Genomic DNA, 20,350 nt, shown 5'->3' with positions numbered 1-20,350 from the left:
CGCGAGATGCTGGAGAAATACGTGTTCACGCAGCGGAAGCTGCTGTTCAAAATGACCGCGTTGCTGTTGATCTCGATTACCTTGCAACTGATCAACCCGCAGGTCATTCGTTATTTTATCGATACCGCCCAGGGGGAAGGAAGTCTGAAGCCCTTGTATATCGCGGCGGGACTCTTCATCGGCTTCTCCCTGGCGCAGCAGCTCGTATCGGTCTGCGCGTCCTACTTCAGCGAGAACCTGGGCTGGACCACGACGAACAAGCTGCGGGCGGATCTCGTCAAACATTGCCTGTCGCTGGATATGTCGTTCCATAAGTCGAACACCTCCGGCGCGTTGATCGAAAGGGTGGACGGCGACGTAAACGCGCTTGCCCATTTTTTCTCGAGCTTCTTGATCCATCTGCTGGGCAATCTGCTGTTAATGACGGGCATCCTGGTGCTGCTGTTCCGCGAGAGCGTCTGGATCGGCACGGCGATGAGTTTGTTCGTCGTTGGCGCGATCTTTATCATCCGCAAGATTCGCCAGTTTACCGTTCCGGTCTGGACCAAATGGCGGGCCCAAAATGCCGAGCTTTACGGGTTTATCGGTGAGCAGTTGGAAGGCACCGAGGATACCCGGGCGAACGGAGCCGCCGGCTATGTGCTGGAACGTTTCTATGCGATGGCCCGGCGGATGCTGCCGGTACGCATTCGCGCTTCGCTGGGCTTCGGCATGATGTGGGGGACAACGATACTGGTGTTCGCCCTGGGCAATGCCGCCGCCTTCCTGGTTTGCGCTTGGTTGTGGAGAAGGGGCGAGCTGACCATCGGTTCGATTTATCTGGTGTTCTATTATACGGAGCTGCTGGCCCAGCCGATCGAGAAGATCCGTACCCAACTGGACGATCTGCAAAAAGCCGACGCCAGCCTGATCCGCGTCCGGGACCTGCTGAACACGAAGCCGCGGATCACCGACGGTCCGGGTGCGCCGTTGCCGCCGGGAGCGTTATCCGTGAAGTTCGACCGGATGACGTTCTCCTACGAGGAAGACGGGGAGCCGACGCTGCATGATCTCGATTTGATGCTGAAGCCGGGGGAAACGCTGGGCCTGCTGGGCCGCACCGGCAGCGGCAAATCGACGCTGGCGCGGCTGCTGCTGCGCTTCTACGATCCCCAACAAGGCAAGATCGAGCTGTCTGGAGTCGACATCCGCCGCTGCAAGCTGCAGGAGCTGCGCAGCGGGGTAGCGATGGTGACCCAAAACATCGAGATTATGGAAGGCACCGTCCGCGATAATCTGGCTTTGTTTGATGAAAGCATTCGGGATGAGGACATTATCGCCGTGCTGAAGGAGTTGGGGTTGCAGGAGTGGTACGCCGCGTTGCCTGACGGGCTGGATACGGTGCTTTCCTCCGGAGGGGGCAGCCTGTCGGCCGGCGAAGCGCAGCTGCTTGCGTTCGCCCGGGTATTCCTGACCAACCCGGGGTTGGTCATTCTGGATGAAGCCAGCTCGCGTCTCGACCCGCTGACCGAAAACCGGATCGAGACGGCCATTAGCCGGCTGCTGGAGTCGCGAACGTGCATCATGATCGCGCACCGTTTATCAACCGTGCAGCGCGCCGATCAGATCCTGATTCTGGAGAACGGCCGAATCGTGGAATACGGACCGCGCAAAGAGCTGGCTGCCGACCCGGGGTCGCGGTTCAGCCGAATGCTGTCCGTCGGCCTGGAGGAGGTGTTGGCATGAATACGCGGCATTTCTTTTGGAAGCTGCTAATGTATCGTCCGGCTTATTATTTCGCGAACCTGCTCTCCTGGGCGGTCATCCACATGGTTCCGCTGCTTCCGGGGCTGATTACGAAGGCGTTTTTCGATGATTTGGAAGGCACCGCCGACTTCCCGTACGGAGTCGAGGGGCTGATGGCGCTGTTCATCGGCGTAGCGCTGGCGCGTATCATGCTGATCGCCGTAGGCTGCTGGACGGACGGCGGTTACCGCTTCCGGATCAGCATGCTGCTGCGTCGGAATATGCTGGCCCATGTACTCAGGGAACCCGGCGCCAAAGCGATTCCTTGTTCGCCGGGGGAAGCGATCAGCAATTTCCGCGACGATGTGGACCAAACCGAGGAAGCGATGAGCTGGTCGGTCGATATGTTTGGCCTGATCGGTTTTGTCGCCGTCTCCTGTTATATCCTGATTTCGATCGATGCGCAGCTGACGTTTTTCGTTTTTGGGCCGCTGATTCTGGTCGTCACGGCGGCGCAAATCGCCACGGCGCGCATCCAGAAGTACCGGGCCGCCAGCCGGGCGGCCACGGCCAAGGTCACCGGCTCGATCAGCGAGATGTTCGCGAACGTTCAGGCGATTCAGGTCGCGGGAGCGGAAGGGCGGATCGTGCGCCGGTTCGAACGCCTGAGCGACGAACGCCGGAAGATGATGGTCAAAGACAAGCTGATCACCGAGTCGCTGTCTTCCGTGTTTACGAACTCCGTCAACCTCGGAACCGGGCTGATCCTGGTGCTGGCTGGGTATAAGATGCGCAGCGGATCGTTTTCCGTCGGAGACTTGTCGCTGTTCATCTATTATTTGACCTTCGTCACCCAGTTGATTTCGAACGTCGGTAACTTTATGACGTTTTATAAGCAGATGGCCATCAGCTTCACCCGCTTGAAGCAAATGCTTCAGGGCGCGCCGGCCAAGCTGCTGACGCTTCCGGCGTACATCGGGATCGGCAAGCGCCGGGAGACGGATTCCGATCACGCGCCGAATGCCTCGTCCACCGCGGCCGACGCCATGGAACCGGAGCGACTGGGGCTCTCGGGCAGCAACCTTCCGGCGGAGCCGCTTCGTTTGCTGGAGGCGAAGGGACTGACGTACCGCTATCCGGAGACCGGCCGGGGCATCGAGAACGTCAGCCTGCGCCTCCCGCGCGGCTCGTTTACGGTCGTGACCGGCATGATCGGCTCCGGCAAGACCACGCTGCTCCGGGCGCTTCTCGGCCTGCTGCCGGCGGAAGCCGGCGAGATCCGCTGGAACGGCCGCCCCGTCCGCACGCCGGCCGACTTCTTCGTTCCGCCGCAAAGCGCGTATACGGCGCAAATTCCGCGCCTGTACAGCGACAAGCTGCGGAACAATATCCTGCTCGGGCTGCCCGAGACAGGGGACAGCCTGACGCAGGCGCTGCACGTCGCCGTCATGGAGGACGACGTGGCGCATCTGGCGCACGGCCTCGACACGATGGTCGGGCCGCGCGGGGTGAAGCTTTCCGGCGGCCAGGTCCAGCGGACCGCGGCCGCCCGGATGCTCGTGCGCGAGGCACAGCTGTACGTGTTCGACGACCTGTCAAGCGCGCTCGACGTCGAAACCGAACGTAAGCTGTGGGAGCGGTTGTTCCAAACCCGAGGTCAGGCAACCTGCCTCGTGGTATCCCACCGCAAGGCCGCGCTCTCGCACGCGGACCATATTATCGTGCTGAAGGACGGCACGATTGAAGCCGAAGGCACGGCGGACCAGCTGCTCGCCTCTAGCGCCAGCTTCCGCCAGCTCTGGTACGGCGAAGAGTCACAGGCCGGCGGAGCGTAAAACGTTAGGACGCGGCCTTTAACCAATCGCTGCGAAACTGGAGCTGGGCCGTCGCTTCGGCTCCTAGAACCGAAACCGCCCTCGGCAACTCCGGGGGCGGTTTCATGCAATCCGCGGACCCAATCGGCCCAACCCGCAGCATGAAGTAAAGATCAAGCCGGCATTTATCAGCCCTTCATCAGTTCCTCATCACTTCCGGAAGCTTTAGCCGGCGGGTGCCTTATGATAGAATAGGATAAATTATCCTGACTAAACGGGATACAGATTCAAGAGAGTGGGGAGTACCAATGGAGATAACGCAGGAACCGGTCGTGCGCATGCGGGACGTCAGCAAGCGCATCGGCGGAAAAACGCTGATCGACCGCTTAACGCTGGACATCCCGAGGGGACAGGTTTACGGCTTCCTGGGGCCGAACGGGGCCGGGAAAACGACGACGATTCGGATGATGGTCGGACTGATGTCCATTTCGGAAGGCGACATCCTGATCGAAGGCGCCAGCATCAAGGACCGTTTTGAAGAAGCGATTTCGCATGTCGGCGCCATCGTGGAGAATCCGGAGATGTACAAGTTCCTGACCGGGTATCAGAATCTGCTGCATTACGCCCGCATGTCCCCGGGGGTCACGAAACAGCGGATCTGGGAGGCGGTCGAGCGGGTCGGCATGCAGAACCGCATTCATGACAAAGTCAAAACCTATTCGCTGGGCATGCGCCAGCGGTTGGGGGTAGCGCAGGCCATCCTGCATCGGCCGAAGCTGCTGGTGCTGGACGAGCCGACCAATGGGCTCGACCCGCAGGGCATCCGCGAGCTCCGCGATTACCTGCGGGTGCTGGCGCGGGAGGAAGGCACGACCGTGTTCGTCTCCAGCCATTTGCTGTCGGAAATGGAGCTGATGTGCGACACGGTCGCGGTGATCCAGCAGGGACGGCTCGTGGACGTCAAGTCCCTGCATCCGGAGACGGAAGAAGGCCGCGAGCAGGAGATGGCCTTCGAGGTAAGCGATCCGCGGCGCGCGGCGGAGCTCGTTGGAGGCGGCCGCATCGAAGGCGACCGGCTGATCGTGTCCGCCGACCGGCAAGCCGCGGCGGGGATCAACGCGAAGCTGGTCATGGCGGGCATCGACGTGTACGCCATCCAGGCGGTGACGCGTTCGCTGGAGGATCAATTCCTGGAGCTGACGGGAGGGAAGGACATTGAATAGTTTTCTCGCGCTGGTTCAAAACGAAAACATGAAAATCTACCGGCGGGTCCGCACCTGGATTATGTTCGGGCTGCTCGTTCTGCTAACGATCCTGTTCGGGGTGCTGTTTTCGCTCGACGGGGGCAGCCGCAGAATGAGTGCCTGGGATGCCCTGGATCAATTAAGCTTCCTGTATTATCTCGTCAGCATCTATGCCGCCGTCATCGCCGCCGACATCGTGGCCGGCGAATTCACCTGGGGGACGATCAAGCTCTTGCTGATCCGTCCCTGGACGCGCACGAAGGTGCTGCTGTCCAAGCTGCTGGCGGTGCTGCTGTTTACGCTGGCGATGAGCGCGGTATTTTTCGCCGCAGCCTGGGCCGTCGCGTTCCTTATTTTCCCGAATATGCCGTCGCAAATCTTCCTGCCGGGGGATAGCCCGCTAAGCCGGATCCTGGAAAGCCTGCTATACAGCTATATCGACCTGCTGGTCATTGCGGCGTTTTCGTTTATGCTATCCACGGTCTTTCGCTCCAGCGGGATCGCGATCGGGTTGTCGATCTTTATCCTGTTTGCGGGCAACATCTTTACGATGCTGTTTAACCCCGTCCGTTATCCTTGGGCCAAATATCTGCTGTTCGCCAACATGGACCTGGGCCAATACCGCGGCGGTCAAGTCGGCCCGGCCGGCATGACGTTGGGCTTCTCCGTCACGGTGCTGACGGCGTACGTGCTGCTGTTTCTGGCGGTGGCCTGGCTGGTATTCAAGAGAAGGGACGTCGCGGCCTAAATCAACGCAAAAAAATAAAGTTCCCGTTTGCCTCGTCAGGCGGGAACTTTTTTGACTTTATTTCGCCTTACCCCGCTTCGGGGCGTGCCGCTTTCTTCATCTTTCCTTTGCCGGATGAGGCCGATGGGGTGGGGGCAGGCGCGATTCGCTCCATTTTGCTCGACCCGTTCAGCAGGCCGCCTTCGACGATAATCAGCTTGGCAACATCCACGTTGCCGTCAACCTGGCCGCTCGCGGTAATCGTTAATTTGCCGGCCGTCGATACGTCTCCGACGACTTTACCGGCGACGATGACCTCGGCGCCTTTAATGTTGGACATGGCTTCGCCCGTTTCGCCGATGATCACCTGGCCCTGGCAATCGATCTCTCCATGGATCTGGCCCTCCAGGCGCAGGTTGGACTTGCACTCGAGCTTTCCTTCGATCAGGCTGCCTTGGCCGATCAGGGTGTCGGTCAGGCGGGGGGCTTTTTTGTTGTCTTTGAACATAGCGGTTCATCCTCCTCCTTCCAAGTCTGAATTACTTCAAATAAGGCAGCGGATCAATGGCTTTGCCGCCTTTGACGATCTCGAAATGCAGATGGGGTCCGGTGCTGCGCCCGGTATTGCCCAGATTGCCGATGCTGTCGCCTTTCTTCACCTCGTCGCCGGCGGAGACGTCGATATCGCTCAGATGCATGTACCAGCTATGCAGGCCGCCCGGATGCTCGATCACGATGTACTTCCCATGAGAGCCGTCCCGTTCCGCGGTAACGACCTTGCCTGCCGCCGCGGCATAAATGGGATCTCCCACTTTGCCGGCAATGTCGATCCCCGCATGGAAGGCGGCCCGGCCGGTGAACGGATCGGTCCGGTAACCGAAATTGGAGGTCAGCCGCGTGGACAACGTGGGCCATTCCGACGGGGTGCCGGAGAGGGAATACTGCGTCTGCCTGGCCTTTTTCAAGGTGAGCGGAACGTTCTTCTCCATCTCGTCCAGCATGTCGTTCATCGCGGCAAAATCGTCCCGCGTATCCTCCGCAAGCGCCTCGATTTCGTTCTCGTGGACTGCGATAAACTCGCCGCCAACTCCGCTGTCCCCGAGGGAGTCCAGCGGATCGTCCCAGGACAACGAAGACAGCTTGCCCAGGTTCTTCGCATCGCCGTCTCCGTATTTATCGATAAATTTCTGAAGCTCCGCTTCGAGTTCGGCAACCCGTTCCATCCGATCCATCATATCCTTGGATTGGCTTGACAAGGCGATCACTTCATTCTGCAAGCGCTGAATCGCTTCGTCCTTGTTGGTCACTACCGCTTCAAAGGCCAGGGTTTGCTGTTCTAACTGATGTTCCAGGCGGGAAACAGTCTGATCCGAATGAACCTGCAGGCTGACGATCAACCCGGAAATGGACAGCAGCGCCAGCAAAGGCACGGCAACGACAAGCGGCTTGGACACTTGCACCTGTTTGACGGGCCGGCCGGCATCCCGAAGGACAAGCAGCGTCATCCGATTGGGATTCGGTACGCTTACGCTCCTCATGGCATCCCCTCCCTACGCTTCGTTGGTTCTATAATTTATCTATTCCTATGATTCTTAAATCATGTCAAAAAACTGGTCCTGTCTGATATAAATGACGGTCTGCCGCGCTTGAACCGGAGTGATGAAATGAATAAACCGCCGCCCGGATGGTTAATGATGAAAGCAGGGGAGGGTGGAAGTCATGATCTGGATGATCGGCATTTTGCTTATTTTTATCGTACATCTCGCACTGATCCTGCTGCTCGAATTCCGCAATCCCGGCAAAGCCGTCGCCTGGATGTTCATTTTGCTTCTCTGCCCCCCTTTGGGGCCGGTCCTCTATTATTTCATGGCGCGCGATTATAAGAAACGCAAGCGGCTGCTGCACCGGGGCCCCGTCCCGTTCCGAAGCCTCCGGGCATTGCTGCGCTCCCAGTCGGAAACCGCGGATACCTTGGAGGGGATGGGTAACCCCGAATTTGCGGGGCAGGAGCGGCTTTTCAGGCTGCTGACGCATCAGGCGGCCAACCCGATCACGGGCGGAAACCGGACGGAAGTGTATACCTCCGGGGAAATGGCCTTTGGCGCGATGCTGGAGCGAATGGAGCAAGCGAGGGAGCATATCCATCTTGAATTCTATATTTTCCGCAGCGATATGATCGGATCGGCTTTCGGAGAAGTGATGATCCGCAAAGCAAGGGAAGGGGTCAAGGTGCGGATGATCTGCGATGGGCTCGGGAGCATCAAGCTGGAGCATTCGTTTATCGATCGGCTGAGGGAAGCCGGGGTGGAGGTCTATTTCTTTCTCCCGCCGCGGGTCGCCGTGCGGAATCGCCGGGTCAATTACCGCAATCATCGCAAAATCGTCGTGGTCGATGGACGGGTCGGGTTCGTGGGGGGATTAAATGTAGGCGACGACTACCTTGGCCTCTATGAGAAAATGGGGTTTTGGCGTGATACGCATCTGCAGCTGGAAGGAGATTCCGTTCATTACCTGCAGCTCGCCTTCCTGGAGGATTGGCTGCTGGCATCGGGTCAGGATCTCGGGGATCCCGCCTTGTTTCCGGCCCGCGAGGGGCTTGGACGGGAGCAAGTGCAGATCCTGACCAGCGGCCCGAATATGCCGCGTAACACGATTCAGGAAATGTGCTTTAATTCTATCGCGGTGGCGAAGCGCCGGATCTGGATCGCTTCGCCTTATTTCATTCCGGACCCTAGCGTGCATTCGGCCCTCAAAACGGCGGCGCTGAGCGGGGTCGAAGTGATCGTCGTCATGCCCTACCATTCGGATAGCCGTCTGGTCAAGCTGGCCTCGTTATCTTACGTTGAAGAGCTGCTGCAGGCCGGGGTGAAGTTTGTTCAATATACGAAGGGCTTTATTCATGCCAAAGTGATGTTAATCGACGGCCTGCTTGCTTCGGTGGGGACGGCGAATATGGATATGCGCAGTTTTTTTTATAACTTCGAAATGACCGCGTTGTTGTTTGATCCGGAAACGATCGCTAGGCTGGAGAGCGATTTCGAGCAGGATTTGGCCGATTCGGTGCCGATCCTGCCGGAGGAGTTCGCCGGGCGTCCGCGGTGGCAGAAAGGGTTGGAGCTGCTGGCGCGGCTGCTGTCCCCGCTATTGTAGCGGACCTTAGCTTTTGGCGCGGACCGGAGCTTTCAAATGCTGCAAAATCAGCTTCAAGGATTGCGGGGGCACCTTCTCCAGCAAATCCCCGCGATCCTTCAGCCGCTGGCCGATATTCAGCAGGTGATAATCGGCGGGCTTGGGATTCTTCCGCACCTCGTCCCAGGTAAGCGGGGTCGACACGCTTGCCGCCGTACGGGCCCGCGGGGTATAAGGGGCTGCCAGCGTTTTGCCGCCGTAATGCTGCAAATAGTCGAAATAAATTTTGTCGCCGCGGTCTTTTTTTAACCGTTCGATGGTGAACAGGTTCGGATGCTTCTCGGTGACGTATCGGGCGACGAAATGGCCGACCATCCGCAGCTCGTCGAAGGTCACGCCGTATTCAATCGGCACGATGATCTGCACGCCGGTAGCGCCGGACGTCTTCGGCACGGATCGCAGGCCCAGCGTGGTCAAGATGTCGCCGACCAAAGCGGCGGCCTCCATGATCCGCGGCTCTTCTTCCAGCGTCGGATCGAGATCGATCATCCATTCGCACGGCAGCTGCTCCCCGACATAATGCAGGGAGGGGTGGAATTCGATGCAGGCGAGGTTGCCGAGCCACAGCAGCACCGGCAGTCGGTCGAGCACGACATAGTTGATGTTTTCGTGGAGAGCCGTGCGGACGAACGAGGGCAGCGGATCGGGCGCGTTTTTCTGGTAAAAAAACTTGCCGTGAATGCCCCCGGGATAACGAATCGTCGTCAGCAACCGGTTGCGGCAGGATTTCAGCAGATAAGGCGAGAGCTCAGCCAGCTTCTCCAAATACATCTGCTTGGTGATGCCGGCTTCGGGCCACAGCAGCTTATCGGGGTTGGAGACAGACACCTCTTCGCCTTCGACGGTGATCGTCCCTTTGATCGTTTTGGGCATGGCTGCTCCTCCTTTCGGGATCGGATTGTCGTTTCTAGGCTTGCCTGGGGACCGGGAAACTATGAGCGGCGGGATGGATGCCGGAATGGTTCGCGGGAGCCGGGGGCAAACTTGGGGGAAAGCAATGGAGCCAAGGAGGAGGCAAGCGATCGACATGGACTTGAAACCGGTCGCGCCGTTTGAACCGATTCGCAGCGATACGATTCCGCAAGGCGAAGAATGGGTGGCCCAGGTGAAGTGGGACGGCGTGCGAATGCTGACGTATAGCGACGGCCGCGAGGTCAAGCTGATCAACCGCAAGGGGAACGACCGGACGTTGCAGTACCCGGAGTTTCAGAATGTGGGGGCCTACTGCCGGTCCGAATCGGTTATTCTCGACGGGGAAATGATCGCCCTCTCGGGCGGCAAGCCGTCGTTCCACGAGATCATGCGCCGCGACAGCCTGCGCCGGGAGCAGGAGATCCGCTTTGCGGCAGGGCGGATTCATGCGATTTATATGATCTTCGACATCCTGTATCAAGACGGCATGTGGGTGACAGGGGAGCCGTTAGCGAGCCGCCAGCGGCTGCTGAAGGAGCTGGTGGTTCCCTCCGAACGGGTGCAGATCGTCCCTAACGTGGCGGACGGAGAGTTGCTGTTCGGCTTGATGAAGGAACGAGGCTGGGAAGGCATCGTCTCGAAACGGCTCGACAGTACTTATGCTATTGGAGGCAAGGATGGCCGCTGGGTCAAAAAGAAATTGGCCCGCGATCTGTACGCCGCCATCGGCGGGGTGACGTACCGCGACGGCGGGGTCAACGCCATTTTGCTGGGATTGTACGACCCGGAGGGGCGGTTCATCTATATCGGCCATGCGGGCAGCGGCAAATGGAAGGTGTCCGACTGGCGCGACCTGACGGAGAACGTGAAGCCGCTGATCGTGCCGAACCGTCCGTTCGCCAACGTCCCCGAACGCATCAAAGGGGCCGTCTGGATTCAGCCGGCCCTGACCGTAAAAATTCAGTTCCTGGAATGGACGCCCGGCGGAACGATGCGCCATCCGATCATCCAGGGATGGGCAAATGTTCCGCCCGAGGCGTGCGACATGGGGCAAAGCATGTAGGGAGAACCGGAAGGAGGGGGCCAACTGGAGCGGTGTGGCGTCCCTCTACTTGGCCTCCGGCTTGGCGGCGGTGCGGCGCTTGGGTTTCGGCTTGACCGCGACGGTTGGCGTCACGGCGCCGGCACCTGCCGTATCCGCGGCGGGAGCGGCTTCGGGCTCGGCCTTCGCTTTTTTGGCCGCCGGCTTGCGCGTGCGCTTTGCCGGGGAGGCTGCCGCGGGACCCGGGTCGGTGGCGACCGGCTTGACCGCCTCGATGCTCGCCTGCAGCGCCGCCATCAGGTCGATGACGTTGGTCTCCGGTTTGGCCGGCGCCAAGCTGATTTCTTCGCCGGCTACCTTTTGCTCGATCAAGTGGAGCAGCCCCTCGCGATAATCGTCGGTGTATTTCTCCGGCTCGAACGGGGTGGACAGCTGCTCGATCAGCATCTTCGCCATCGTCAGCTCCTTGTCGTTCACCTGAATGTTCTCCGGCAGGTTCGGCACTTGGGTAATCGGCCGGATTTCGTCGGGGTAAAAAATCGTTTCGATCGCCAGGCACCCTTCCATCACGCGGATGGCCGCCAAGCTGCTTTTGGAGCGGATGGCGATTTTGGCGATGCCGATTTTGCCCGATTGGCGCATCGCTTCCAGCAAGAGCTGGTACGCGTTCCCGCCGGCCTGGTCCGGGGACAGGTAATACGTCTTTTGAAAATAAATCGGATCGATCTCTTGCAAATCCACGAAATCGATGATGTTGATCGTTTTTTCGGCGTGGGCGGACAGCTGCTCCAGCTCGTCTTTTTCAAAGAGCACGTATTTGCCCTTCTCGTATTCGTAACCGCGCGAGATTTCCTCCCAGTTTACGTCCACCTCGCAGGCCGGGCAGCGCCGCACGTACGAAATCGGACTGCCGCATACTTGATGGATGTATTTCATGGAGATGTCCTTGTCTTCGGTGGCCGAAAACATTTTGACCGGAACATGGACCAGCCCGAAACTGATGGCTCCCTTCCAGACGGTATGCATGATGTAAACCCCTTTCTTCCTTCGGCTACTCGCCTGCAAATTTGCTATTAATTCGTAGTATGGTTTTAAACCTGGTTTCTAATTACGTGGATTCCGCTCGCTTTCATGAAAGACCGTTCCGGTGTTCTCCGGTTGCGGGGGGTGCGGCGGACCGATATAATGAGGACAGTGCCTAGCAAGTACCCTGGCGAATAATGAGCGCGCTGTTCTGGACACCAGAGGCGTTATGCGTCCGCAGATGGGGGTTCAGGTGTGGTGACGGACCGGAAAGGCCTTATTTGCCTGTATTGGGGTGTTTTTTCTGCTAGTACGGCGGAATAACGTCTCCTGAGTCCGTTAGCACGGGAAATGTCCGGGAAATGGGCGGATAAGGTCATCTCGGTCCGTTAGCGAAACTTAGTGGGATGATGCAGCGAAACTTAGCGGTACGTGGCGGGAATTAGCGGTACGTAGCAGAAATAGTGGCACGCGGGTACATAGCCGATGTTTGATTGGAACCGCGATAAAGGTGGTAAGTTAGCGTGAGTATGGATAAAGATAAGGGCAATCCCCCTGCGCAGTGGGTATACGAAGCCGAGGACCTGAAAGGGACGGAGCGGCTGGCGGCCGCTTTGGCGAAGCTGGCGCAGCCGGGAACGGTGATCGCCCTGGACGGGGATCTCGGCGCGGGGAAAACGGCGTTTTCCCAGCTGTTCGCGAAGCACCTCGGCGTGAAGGACACGGTGAACAGTCCGACCTTTACTTTGATCAAGGAATATGAAGGCAGGCTGCCTTTTTATCATATGGACGTCTACCGGCTATCGCTGGATGAGGCCGACGAGCTGGGGTTGGACGAGTATTTCTATGGAAACGGCGTCACGTTGGTGGAGTGGGCCAGCTTGATCGATGAGCTGCTTCCCGAGGGCGTGCTGCGCATCTATGTAGAGACGGTGTCGGCGACGGGGCGGCGCATGCATATCAATGGTCAGGGCGGTATCTATGAAGCGTGGGTGTCGGCCCTGAAAGAGAATGGAGTATCCTGAAAATGAACGAATACGAAAACATACGGCCACCGCAGCGGCTGCTGGCGTTTGATACCGCCACTTCCTCGCTGGCGGTGGCGGTGACGGAGGGCGGCCGCGTGCTGGCCGAACGAAATATCCATGCCGAACGGAACCATTCGGCATATCTGGTAACGGCGATCGGGGAATGCCTGGAGGCGGCAGGACTCGCCAAGCAGGATGTAGACGGGATCGCCGTCGGGATCGGGCCAGGCTCCTACACCGGGATCCGGATTGCTGTCACGACCGCCAAGACGTTGGCTTGGTCGCTTCGGCTTCCGGTCTACGGCGTTTCGAGCCTGGCCGCCTTGGCGCTGGGCGGCTGGGCCGGCGCCAGCGGGCAAGCCGCCGCCGCGCTGGGCGAGCTCGCCGCGCGGCCGGCCGCGGAAGGCCGCAGCGCTACCGCCGGCGGCCACTGGATCGCGCCGCTGATCGACGCGCGGCGCGGCCAGGCCTATTCGGCGCTGTTTGGCGTGCCAGCGCCGGGCGGATGGCCGGAGCGTCTCGAACCCGACGCGATCCGGCTCATGGACGGGTGGGCCGACGAGCTGATGCGGCAGCTGGAGCAGCTGCCGCCGGACGAACGGCCGGCCCGCCTCTGGTTCGTGGGCGAGACCGAGAAGCATGAAGCGGCGATCGCGCCGCTGATCGCCGCCTTCGGCGAGCTCGTCCAGCTCGTGCCTTACGAGCTGGAAGGCGCATGGATGGGCATCGCCGGCCTGGCGCGTACGTGTCTGCCGGCGGACGACGTTCATGCGCTGGAGCCGAATTATACGCAGCTGGCCGAAGCCGAAGCCAAGCGGCTACGGAACGCGTAAGGCGAGGGGGCGGCGAGGCTGGAACAGGATATCGTATTCCGTAACATGACGCTTGCGGATCTGCCGGACGTCATGGTGATCGAACATGAATCGTTTTCGCTCCCATGGAGCGAAGAGGCGTTTCGCAACGAGTTGACGCATAATCATTTTGCCCGTTATCAAATCATGGAAATTCAGGGCCGGCCGATCGGGTACGCAGGGATGTGGACGATCCTCGACGAGGCACACGTCACGAACATCGCCGTTCGTACCGCTTACCGCGGACGTCATCTGGGGGAGAAGCTGCTGCGCCGGATGATGGAGTGGGCGGCGGAGCTGGGGATGGTCCGGATGACGCTGGAGGTGCGGGTGTCCAATACGGTGGCCCGCGCGCTTTACGAGAAAATGGGCTTCGCCCCGGCGGGCGTGCGAAAAGGGTATTATTCCGATAATCATGAAGATGCAATCATAATGTGGTGCGAGCTGCCAAGGTCGCAGTCGGAAACCGGGGAAGGAAGCGAAAGCTTGTGGTAAAGCAAGAGCAGGATGTGTATATTTTGGCGGTGGAAACGAGCTGCGACGAAACCTCGGCCGCCGTGGTGAAGAACGGGACGGAGGTGCTGTCCAACCTGATCGCCAGCCAGATCGAAACGCATCGGGCGTTTGGCGGCGTCGTGCCGGAGGTCGCTTCGCGCAAGCATGTCGAGAGCATCACGCGGATGCTGGAGGAAGCGGTGCAGGAGGCCGGGATTCCGCCGGAATCGTTGTCGGCGATCGCCGTGACGGAGGGGCCCGGATTGGTCGGCGCGCTGCTCGTCGGGATTATGGCGGCCAAAAGCCTCGCTTTCGCGCTGGACAAGCCGTTGATCGGCGTTCATCATATCGCCGGCCATATCTACGCCAATCGCTTGGAGGCGGAGATGCTGTATCCGTCCATGGCGTTGGTCGTCTCGGGCGGCCATACGGAGTTGGTGCTGATGGAGCGGGAGGGGAGCTTTCACCTGCTCGGCCGGACACGCGACGATGCCGTCGGCGAGGCATACGACAAGGTAGCCCGAGCGCTTGGTTTCCCTTATCCCGGCGGCCCCTTCGTAGACAAGCTGGCTGCGGAGGCGGCGGAAGCCGAAGAATTGCCGCGGGCATGGCTGGAGCCGGATTCGTACGACTTCAGCTTGAGCGGACTCAAATCGGCCGTTCTGAACGCGGTGAACCAGCATAAGATGCGGGGCGAGGATGGCTACCAGCCGGCAATTGCCCGCGGGTTCCAGGAATCGGTGATCGAGGTGTTGGTGGAAAAGGCGGTCCGCGCCGTCAAGGCAACCGGCTCCCGCCAGCTGCTGCTCTGCGGCGGCGTGGCGGCCAATCGCGGTTTGCGCGCGGCGCTTGCTGAACGCTGTGAACGCGAAGGGATCGCGCTGCTGATTCCGCCGCTGAAGTACTGCACCGATAACGCCGCAATGATCGGCGCAGCCGCCTATTTGAAGTGGCGCAGCGGCGAATTTTCCAGCCTGGAGCTGAAAGCCGAACCTTCGTTGTCGCTGGAGGGTTGGTCTGTCGGCCAGGGTTAATTCCTTGCGATTTAAGGAAGCGGAAGCTTCGAAACTTATACTTTCTTAAATTTTAACAAAAGGCCGGACGATTTGTCCGGCCTTTTGTCTATGGCTCGTATCACCACGTTTTATAAACGGCATCGTTTTCCTGCTTGGCGTTGTTTTTGGCAGGAGGCGTCTCGTCGGCGGCGGCCGCCGTCTCTTTCAAAGCGGCGTTGTCGGCTTTGTCCGGGCCGCCCATTTTGCTGGTGCCTTCGAATACGCTGCCTTCTTCAATGGAGAGGGAAGCCGCAACCATGTTCCCGTATAGCTTGCCTTTGGATGTGATCGACAGCTTGTTTTTGGCGTTCACGTTGCCGTTGACGGTACCGGCGATAATGATGTTGCGCGCCAGAATGTTGGAATGGACCACGCCTTTCTCCCCGACCGTTACGTCGCCTTCGCATTCGATGTCGCCGGTAATTTGCCCTTCGATGCGCACGCCGGCGTCCGAGCGGATTTTCCCTTCGAAAATGCTGCCTTCCCCGATCAAGGTGTCGGTGGTGTTCGGGTCCAGCTTGACGGGTTTTGCATTATTCCTTAATTTCATGAATTACTCTTCCTCTCCGGGTTTTCTAAGGTAGTTGGCCGGGTCGACCGTGCTGCCGTTCCTCACGACCTCGATGTGGAGATGGGGTCCGGTGCTGCGGCCGGTGGAGCCTAACTCCGCAATGGTATCGCCTTGCTTGACGGTTTCGCCAACCTTCGTCAAAATTTCGTTCAAATGCATATAGTTCGTTTTCAATCCCGAGGGATGGGAAATCGTGATATAGTTGCCGCGCGCGCTGGTGTAACCGGTATCGACGACCTTGCCGTTGGCCGCCGCATAGACGGGATCGCCGACGCTCCCCCCGATATCCATTCCGGCGTGTTTGGTCAGCCGCCCGTTAAACGGGTCTTCCCGTTCGCCGTAGTCGGACGTGACCCTGGTGGAATCCGTTGGCCAAAAGGTCGGCAAGACGGCCATCAGCGCTTTATACTCCTGGATCGAAACTTTGGTTTGCTCCAGCCGTTGCTGCAATTCGGGCATCTCCTGCAGCGAGGAGGTGATGCTCTCTTTCGTCTCTTTGACCAGCTGCGCCACGTCCTGTTCGCTGAGCGGGATGGATTCTCCGCCAACCCCGCCTTCGGAAGCGAGGGAGTCCATCGCGGCATTTTTGTCAACGGCTGCGGTGTTGTCCTTCGCTTTGCCCGATCCGCCGTCCGTAATCGATTTCAGCTCGGCCTCGAGCTGCTCCAGCTCGCTCATCTTGGACTCGATGGTTTTCGACTTCTTCGACAGCTCCATCAGCTCGTTTAGCAGCCGGTCGATTTCCTGTTCCTTGTTCACGACGGTGTTCCTGAACTGGTCGGACGAATCGGACAGCTGCGCTTCAAGCGTCCCGATCCGGCTCGTATGGGTACGGTTGAGGGCAAATAGGATCAGCACGGAGCAGAGCAGCACGGCCGCGGTGACCAGGATGGCCAACAAATAGGAAAAGCGGAATTTAAAGCGAAACACCGGGCTGGTGCCCTCCGGCACGATCAGCAGCGTATATCGCCGGTTGACGTTTTTTTTGAATCTGAGCTTCATGACTTCCTCCTGATCATCTTGAGTTGAACATGCATTATGTAGGACCAAGGTCATTTCCTTGCAACTTGCCAATACAACTATTTCGGCAAATTGTGGCAAATCCCTTTTTCATTTAAAAAAATTTTGTAACTATTTTCACTCCTTAAGCAGGAATTTGTCGAAGGGAAGCGAAATGAGAAATAATTGGAAAAGTGTCTTCTTTCCTAATGTAAGGAGGTTATTATGATCAGAATTGCCGGAATCGACGTTGGCAACGACAGCGTCAAGGTAGTGGTAGACGGTTCACAACGACCGATCATTATTCCGAGTATCGTTTCTCCCGGATATGATAGACATGTGCTGCAAGAGGAGGACTCTCCGCTGAAGGCGCTGGATGTTCGGGTCTATAGCCCTAAATTAAAGAGAAATAACCAGCGGTATTTCGTAGGCCTGCTGGCGATGGAGGATCAGGACAATTCCGAGCTGGAGGAAACGGACAACAAGGCCACCAGCGATCAGTCCCTGGTCGTTGCGCTGACGGCGCTGGCTTATGCAGCCCTTTCCGGACAAGCGTATCCGACGACGGGAGCCGGGGTCGAAGAGGTTGAATACATAATTGGGACCGGACTGCCGGTCCGCACTTACGTGGCATTTCATCAAGCGTTCGAGGAGCGGCTGACCGGCGAGCACGAAGTGACGTTCCTGTCCACCCCGGAGCTGCGCGGGCGCACGGTACGCCTCCACATCCGCCGTACGATCGTGTCGGTGGAAGGCGCGGCCGCCCTGTTCCATTTGGCGACGAACGATACGCTGCAGGTACGGAACGAAGAACTGCATAACGGCTGTATCGGCATTTGCGAGATCGGCGCCTTGACCACCGATTTTCCGGTGGTCAAGCGGATGAACATCGATAACCAGTTCAGCACCGGCGAGCAGTTTGGGCTCGCAACCTATTTGGATTCGATTATCCGCGATGTAGAGGACCAATTCGGATACCGCTTCCCGAGCCGCACGAAGTTGATTGGGCGCATCCGCAACCGGGAATTCGTCATCCAGCGCGTGGGTGAAGGACAAGCGGACATTCGGCCGATCGTCGATATGTATTTCAGCCGGGCCGCGCAGAAGCTGGTTGACCTGATCCGCAAGCGGTGGAAGAAGTACCCGGATATCGAATGCTTCTACGTGCTTGGCGGCGGGGCCGCGGCGCTGAAATCGTATCTGATCGATGCGGCCGGCCCGATGCGTTTGCGGTTTGAAGAGAATAGCGAGATCTTGAACGTGCAGGGTTACTTGAAGCTGGCCAAGAATAAAGCTGGCCAACAACCGAACCCGGCGTAAAGCGTCCGAATGATCGTTCCGGCGGTGAATGCACCGCCGGTTTTTTTATGAGTTTAGAACAGGGCGTAACGTATACGAAAAACCGAATACAATGGGGCAATTTCGGCGTTTCCAACGAAATATAGATGAAATTTCATATATATGTGGCCATCAGGAGAGTGTAATTCTAGAATCTGTATGAAATATCGAATAGATTTCGGATTTTTCGGCTTCGGCACCGTTTTCTATGCGAAATATCGAATATAATGGGGCGGGCAAAGGCGATATTCTTTAAATTTAAAGGATCAGGTATAATAAGGAAAAAAGTGAAGGAGGCCGGGAGTCGTGAGCTACAAAAATACGTTTATTCGCGTATCGACCGATTGTCCTGTCGATCGTGCGATCGTTCCGGTGTCGACGAGATCCGCGAAGCCAGCGCATATCATTCAATACGAGCTGCTCTCGCAAGCTCCGTACCGGTACAATCATGAGGAGTTGTTATTCGAGGTATATATTCGCCACAAGCAAATCCCGGAGGAAGTGGTGCAGGAACGCCGGCAGGAGCTCTGGGAGGAGTTGTTCAGCAAACCGCACCCTTGCTTGCGGGCTTCGGCCCTTCCGAAGAAGTATGGATGGGGCGTGCATTATGACGAGCAGGGGAAAATCGCCATTTACGGCATGGATTCGCCGGAATATCAGCGGTTTACCGCATCTTCGGACGTCCAACTGCTTCATGCGATGAGGACTAGCCGCAAGAACAATTAGTTTGGCTGAAGGCTTATTCAATTAGGGAGGGATAGACTTGGGGAAAATGTTCGATTCGTTGCTGCCGGAGCATGAGGCTTTTATACGCCGGCAGCATCTCTTTTTTGTTGGCTCGGCGCCGTTAAGCGCAGAGGGGCATGTCAATCTTTCGCCGAAGGGTTACGATGCGCTGCGGATCCTCTCGCCAAACGAGGTCGCTTACCTGGATTTGACGGGCAGCGGCAATGAAACGGCAGCGCATCTCGAAGAGAATGGCCGAATCACGGTCATGTTCGCCGCCTTCGAAGGGCAGCCATTGATCCTGCGCCTGTATGGGAAAGGCCAAGTTATTCTGCCGGGATCGGCGGATTGGGAGCGGCTCGAAGGGTTGTTTCCCAAGCTGAGCGGGGCGCGACAAATCATTCTCGTCACTGTCCATGGCGTGCAGACGTCCTGCGGTTTCGGCGTCCCTTTGTACAGTTATGAGGGGGATCGCGAGACCTTGGTCAAATGGGCCGAAAATAAAGGCGATTCGGGCCTGAAGGAGTACCGCCGTCAGAAAAACGCCGTAAGCCTGGACGGATTACCGTCGTCGTACGCGGAGTAGAGAAAGTAGGGGAGATCGAAGGATGATGGACGAAATTCAAGGGGAATTGTACACGGTAGAAACATTGCAGAGAGATTTGGTGACTTTAGGGGTCCAGGAAGGGTCGATACTGCTCGTCCATTCGTCGTTTAAGTCGCTGGGTTCATGGGTTTGCGGAGGCCCATCGGCGGTCGTCTTAGCTTTGGAGGCGGCGCTGGGCGAGCAAGGCACCTTGGTGATGCCTACCCATTCGGGCGATGTTGGGGATCCGGCCAGATGGCAAAATCCGCCGGTGCCCAAGGAATGGTGGGACACCATTCGCGAGCAGATGCCGGTCTATGATCCCGAGTTGACGTCGTTATGGTACATGGGCGTGATTCCGGACACGTTCCGCAGGCAGCAGGGGACCTTGCGCAGTGGACATCCGCAGGTATCGTTTGCGGCCAGAGGACCAGAAGCCAAGATCATTACGGCGGATCACGGCCTGGGATTCGGGCTAGGCGAGCGATCTCCGCTTGCGCGAATTTACGAGTTGCGTGGGGATGTTTTGCTGCTTGGCGTGGGTCACGGCAACAATACGTCGATGCATTTGGCGGAGTGCCGTGCGGACTATCCGGGGAAGGAATATTATACTTCAAGGGCGCCGATGCTGGTGAACGGGGAAAGACAGTGGGTGGAATTTCCCGAACTCGAATACGATTCGGAGGATTTTGAACAACTGGGGGCCGACTTTGCACGGGAGACCGGCTTGGTGAAACAGGGACAAGTCGCCGGGGCAACCGCGCTGCTGATGCCCCAACGAGAATTGGTCGATTATGCAGTGAGATGGTTGGAACGCCACCGTAATCGGCAAGGTCATCTTACCGTCTGATAAACGAGACCGATGGCTCCAGTGTCAAAGGTCTTGTTTTCGATCAGTTGAATACGGATCTTCTCCTTGAGACCTTATACTCATCGGTTAATTCAAGCCAATATCCATTTCACCATTTGGACCTTCTGCAAAACCGTCAAGCGATGCGTGCAGAAAAAGAACGAGTTTTCTTATA

The 20,350-nt window shown here is 58.2% G+C and carries 20 protein-coding genes; 14 read left to right on the top strand and 6 right to left on the bottom strand.

Features of this window, described 5'->3' with window-relative positions; all coding sequences use genetic code 11:
• Nucleotides 1-6: 6 nt before the first annotated feature.
• The 4 genes from MJ257_RS01285 (at nucleotide 7) to MJ257_RS01270 (ending at nucleotide 5,531) form a co-directional block, all read left to right on the top strand.
• On the top strand, nucleotides 7-1,725 hold the full coding sequence (locus MJ257_RS01285) for an ABC transporter ATP-binding protein (RefSeq protein WP_240267615.1): 1,719 nt from the start codon (nucleotides 7-9) through the stop codon (nucleotides 1,723-1,725).
• The gene (locus MJ257_RS01280; RefSeq protein ID WP_240267570.1) at nucleotides 1,722-3,560 is read left to right on the top strand and encodes an ABC transporter ATP-binding protein; all 1,839 of its coding nucleotides are present in this window, start codon (nucleotides 1,722-1,724) and stop codon (nucleotides 3,558-3,560) included. The genes MJ257_RS01285 and MJ257_RS01280 overlap by 4 nt, the downstream gene beginning before the upstream one ends.
• A 287-nt stretch (nucleotides 3,561-3,847) precedes the next feature.
• Nucleotides 3,848-4,762, top strand: coding sequence for an ABC transporter ATP-binding protein (locus tag MJ257_RS01275; RefSeq protein WP_240267569.1), 915 nt, complete (start codon nucleotides 3,848-3,850; stop codon nucleotides 4,760-4,762).
• Nucleotides 4,755-5,531, top strand: a complete 777-nt coding sequence (locus MJ257_RS01270; protein WP_240267568.1) for a DUF2705 family protein — start codon at nucleotides 4,755-4,757, stop codon at nucleotides 5,529-5,531. The genes MJ257_RS01275 and MJ257_RS01270 overlap by 8 nt, the downstream gene beginning before the upstream one ends.
• A 67-nt stretch (nucleotides 5,532-5,598) precedes the next feature.
• Here the strand turns inward: MJ257_RS01270 and MJ257_RS01265 are convergent, their stop codons facing one another.
• Nucleotides 5,599-6,018 (bottom strand): bactofilin family protein, encoded by a 420-nt coding sequence (locus tag MJ257_RS01265; protein ID WP_240267567.1) that lies wholly within the window; start codon nucleotides 6,016-6,018, stop codon nucleotides 5,599-5,601.
• A 31-nt stretch (nucleotides 6,019-6,049) separates the two neighbouring features.
• Nucleotides 6,050-7,048 (bottom strand): M23 family metallopeptidase, encoded by a 999-nt coding sequence (locus MJ257_RS01260; protein ID WP_240267566.1) that lies wholly within the window; start codon nucleotides 7,046-7,048, stop codon nucleotides 6,050-6,052.
• 181 nt (nucleotides 7,049-7,229) lie between these two features.
• On the opposite strand from MJ257_RS01260, the gene cls reads away from it, so the two are divergent.
• A complete protein-coding gene (cls, locus tag MJ257_RS01255) occupies nucleotides 7,230-8,660 on the top strand; it encodes a cardiolipin synthase (RefSeq protein ID WP_240267565.1) in 1,431 nt (476 codons plus the stop codon).
• 6 nt (nucleotides 8,661-8,666) lie between these two features.
• Here the strand turns inward: cls and ligD are convergent, their stop codons facing one another.
• Nucleotides 8,667-9,572, bottom strand: coding sequence for a non-homologous end-joining DNA ligase (gene ligD / locus MJ257_RS01250; protein WP_240267564.1), 906 nt, complete (start codon nucleotides 9,570-9,572; stop codon nucleotides 8,667-8,669).
• 154 nt (nucleotides 9,573-9,726) lie between these two features.
• Between ligD and MJ257_RS01245 the strand changes: the two genes are divergently transcribed.
• On the top strand, nucleotides 9,727-10,674 hold the full coding sequence (locus MJ257_RS01245) for an ATP-dependent DNA ligase (RefSeq protein ID WP_240267563.1): 948 nt from the start codon (nucleotides 9,727-9,729) through the stop codon (nucleotides 10,672-10,674).
• A gap of 45 nt (nucleotides 10,675-10,719) precedes the next feature.
• On the opposite strand, the gene ku is transcribed toward MJ257_RS01245, so the two are convergent.
• The gene (gene ku / locus MJ257_RS01240) at nucleotides 10,720-11,679 is read right to left on the bottom strand and encodes a non-homologous end joining protein Ku (protein ID WP_240267562.1); all 960 of its coding nucleotides are present in this window, start codon (nucleotides 11,677-11,679) and stop codon (nucleotides 10,720-10,722) included.
• Nucleotides 11,680-12,206: 527 nt separating this feature from the next.
• Between ku and tsaE the strand changes: the two genes are divergently transcribed.
• Genes tsaE through tsaD form a run of 4 tightly spaced genes read left to right on the top strand, consistent with a single transcriptional unit; the run spans nucleotide 12,207 to nucleotide 15,084 of the window.
• The gene (gene tsaE, locus MJ257_RS01235; RefSeq protein ID WP_240267614.1) at nucleotides 12,207-12,701 is read left to right on the top strand and encodes a tRNA (adenosine(37)-N6)-threonylcarbamoyltransferase complex ATPase subunit type 1 TsaE; all 495 of its coding nucleotides are present in this window, start codon (nucleotides 12,207-12,209) and stop codon (nucleotides 12,699-12,701) included.
• A 2-nt stretch (nucleotides 12,702-12,703) separates the two neighbouring features.
• Nucleotides 12,704-13,537: a tRNA (adenosine(37)-N6)-threonylcarbamoyltransferase complex dimerization subunit type 1 TsaB gene (gene tsaB / locus MJ257_RS01230; RefSeq protein WP_240267613.1), complete on the top strand. Its 834-nt coding sequence runs from the start codon at nucleotides 12,704-12,706 to the stop codon at nucleotides 13,535-13,537.
• 18 nt (nucleotides 13,538-13,555) lie between these two features.
• The gene (gene rimI, locus MJ257_RS01225) at nucleotides 13,556-14,050 is read left to right on the top strand and encodes a ribosomal protein S18-alanine N-acetyltransferase (RefSeq protein ID WP_333492556.1); all 495 of its coding nucleotides are present in this window, start codon (nucleotides 13,556-13,558) and stop codon (nucleotides 14,048-14,050) included.
• Nucleotides 14,044-15,084, top strand: coding sequence for a tRNA (adenosine(37)-N6)-threonylcarbamoyltransferase complex transferase subunit TsaD (gene tsaD / locus MJ257_RS01220; protein WP_240267560.1), 1,041 nt, complete (start codon nucleotides 14,044-14,046; stop codon nucleotides 15,082-15,084). The genes rimI and tsaD overlap by 7 nt, the downstream gene beginning before the upstream one ends.
• A 100-nt stretch (nucleotides 15,085-15,184) precedes the next feature.
• Here the strand turns inward: tsaD and MJ257_RS01215 are convergent, their stop codons facing one another.
• Nucleotides 15,185-15,655: a bactofilin family protein gene (locus MJ257_RS01215; protein ID WP_240267559.1), complete on the bottom strand. Its 471-nt coding sequence runs from the start codon at nucleotides 15,653-15,655 to the stop codon at nucleotides 15,185-15,187.
• Between the two features lie 3 nt (nucleotides 15,656-15,658).
• Entirely contained in the window at nucleotides 15,659-16,678 is a 1,020-nt protein-coding gene (locus tag MJ257_RS01210; protein ID WP_240267558.1) for a M23 family metallopeptidase, read from the bottom strand.
• A gap of 222 nt (nucleotides 16,679-16,900) precedes the next feature.
• On the opposite strand from MJ257_RS01210, the gene MJ257_RS01205 reads away from it, so the two are divergent.
• The 4 genes from MJ257_RS01205 (at nucleotide 16,901) to MJ257_RS01190 (ending at nucleotide 20,175) form a co-directional block, all read left to right on the top strand.
• Nucleotides 16,901-17,995, top strand: coding sequence for a ParM/StbA family protein (locus MJ257_RS01205; RefSeq protein WP_240267557.1), 1,095 nt, complete (start codon nucleotides 16,901-16,903; stop codon nucleotides 17,993-17,995).
• A 324-nt stretch (nucleotides 17,996-18,319) separates the two neighbouring features.
• Nucleotides 18,320-18,739, top strand: a complete 420-nt coding sequence (locus tag MJ257_RS01200) for a DUF6157 family protein (RefSeq protein WP_240267556.1) — start codon at nucleotides 18,320-18,322, stop codon at nucleotides 18,737-18,739.
• A gap of 37 nt (nucleotides 18,740-18,776) precedes the next feature.
• On the top strand, nucleotides 18,777-19,325 hold the full coding sequence (locus MJ257_RS01195; RefSeq protein ID WP_240267555.1) for a pyridoxamine 5'-phosphate oxidase family protein: 549 nt from the start codon (nucleotides 18,777-18,779) through the stop codon (nucleotides 19,323-19,325).
• A gap of 25 nt (nucleotides 19,326-19,350) precedes the next feature.
• Nucleotides 19,351-20,175, top strand: coding sequence for an AAC(3) family N-acetyltransferase (locus tag MJ257_RS01190; RefSeq protein WP_240267554.1), 825 nt, complete (start codon nucleotides 19,351-19,353; stop codon nucleotides 20,173-20,175).
• Nucleotides 20,176-20,350: the final 175 nt, after the last annotated feature.

Source organism: Paenibacillus timonensis (genome assembly GCF_022427145.1).
Taxonomy (GTDB): domain Bacteria; phylum Bacillota; class Bacilli; order Paenibacillales; family Paenibacillaceae; genus Fontibacillus; species Fontibacillus timonensis.
This window is presented reverse-complemented; position numbering and strand designations above follow the sequence as displayed.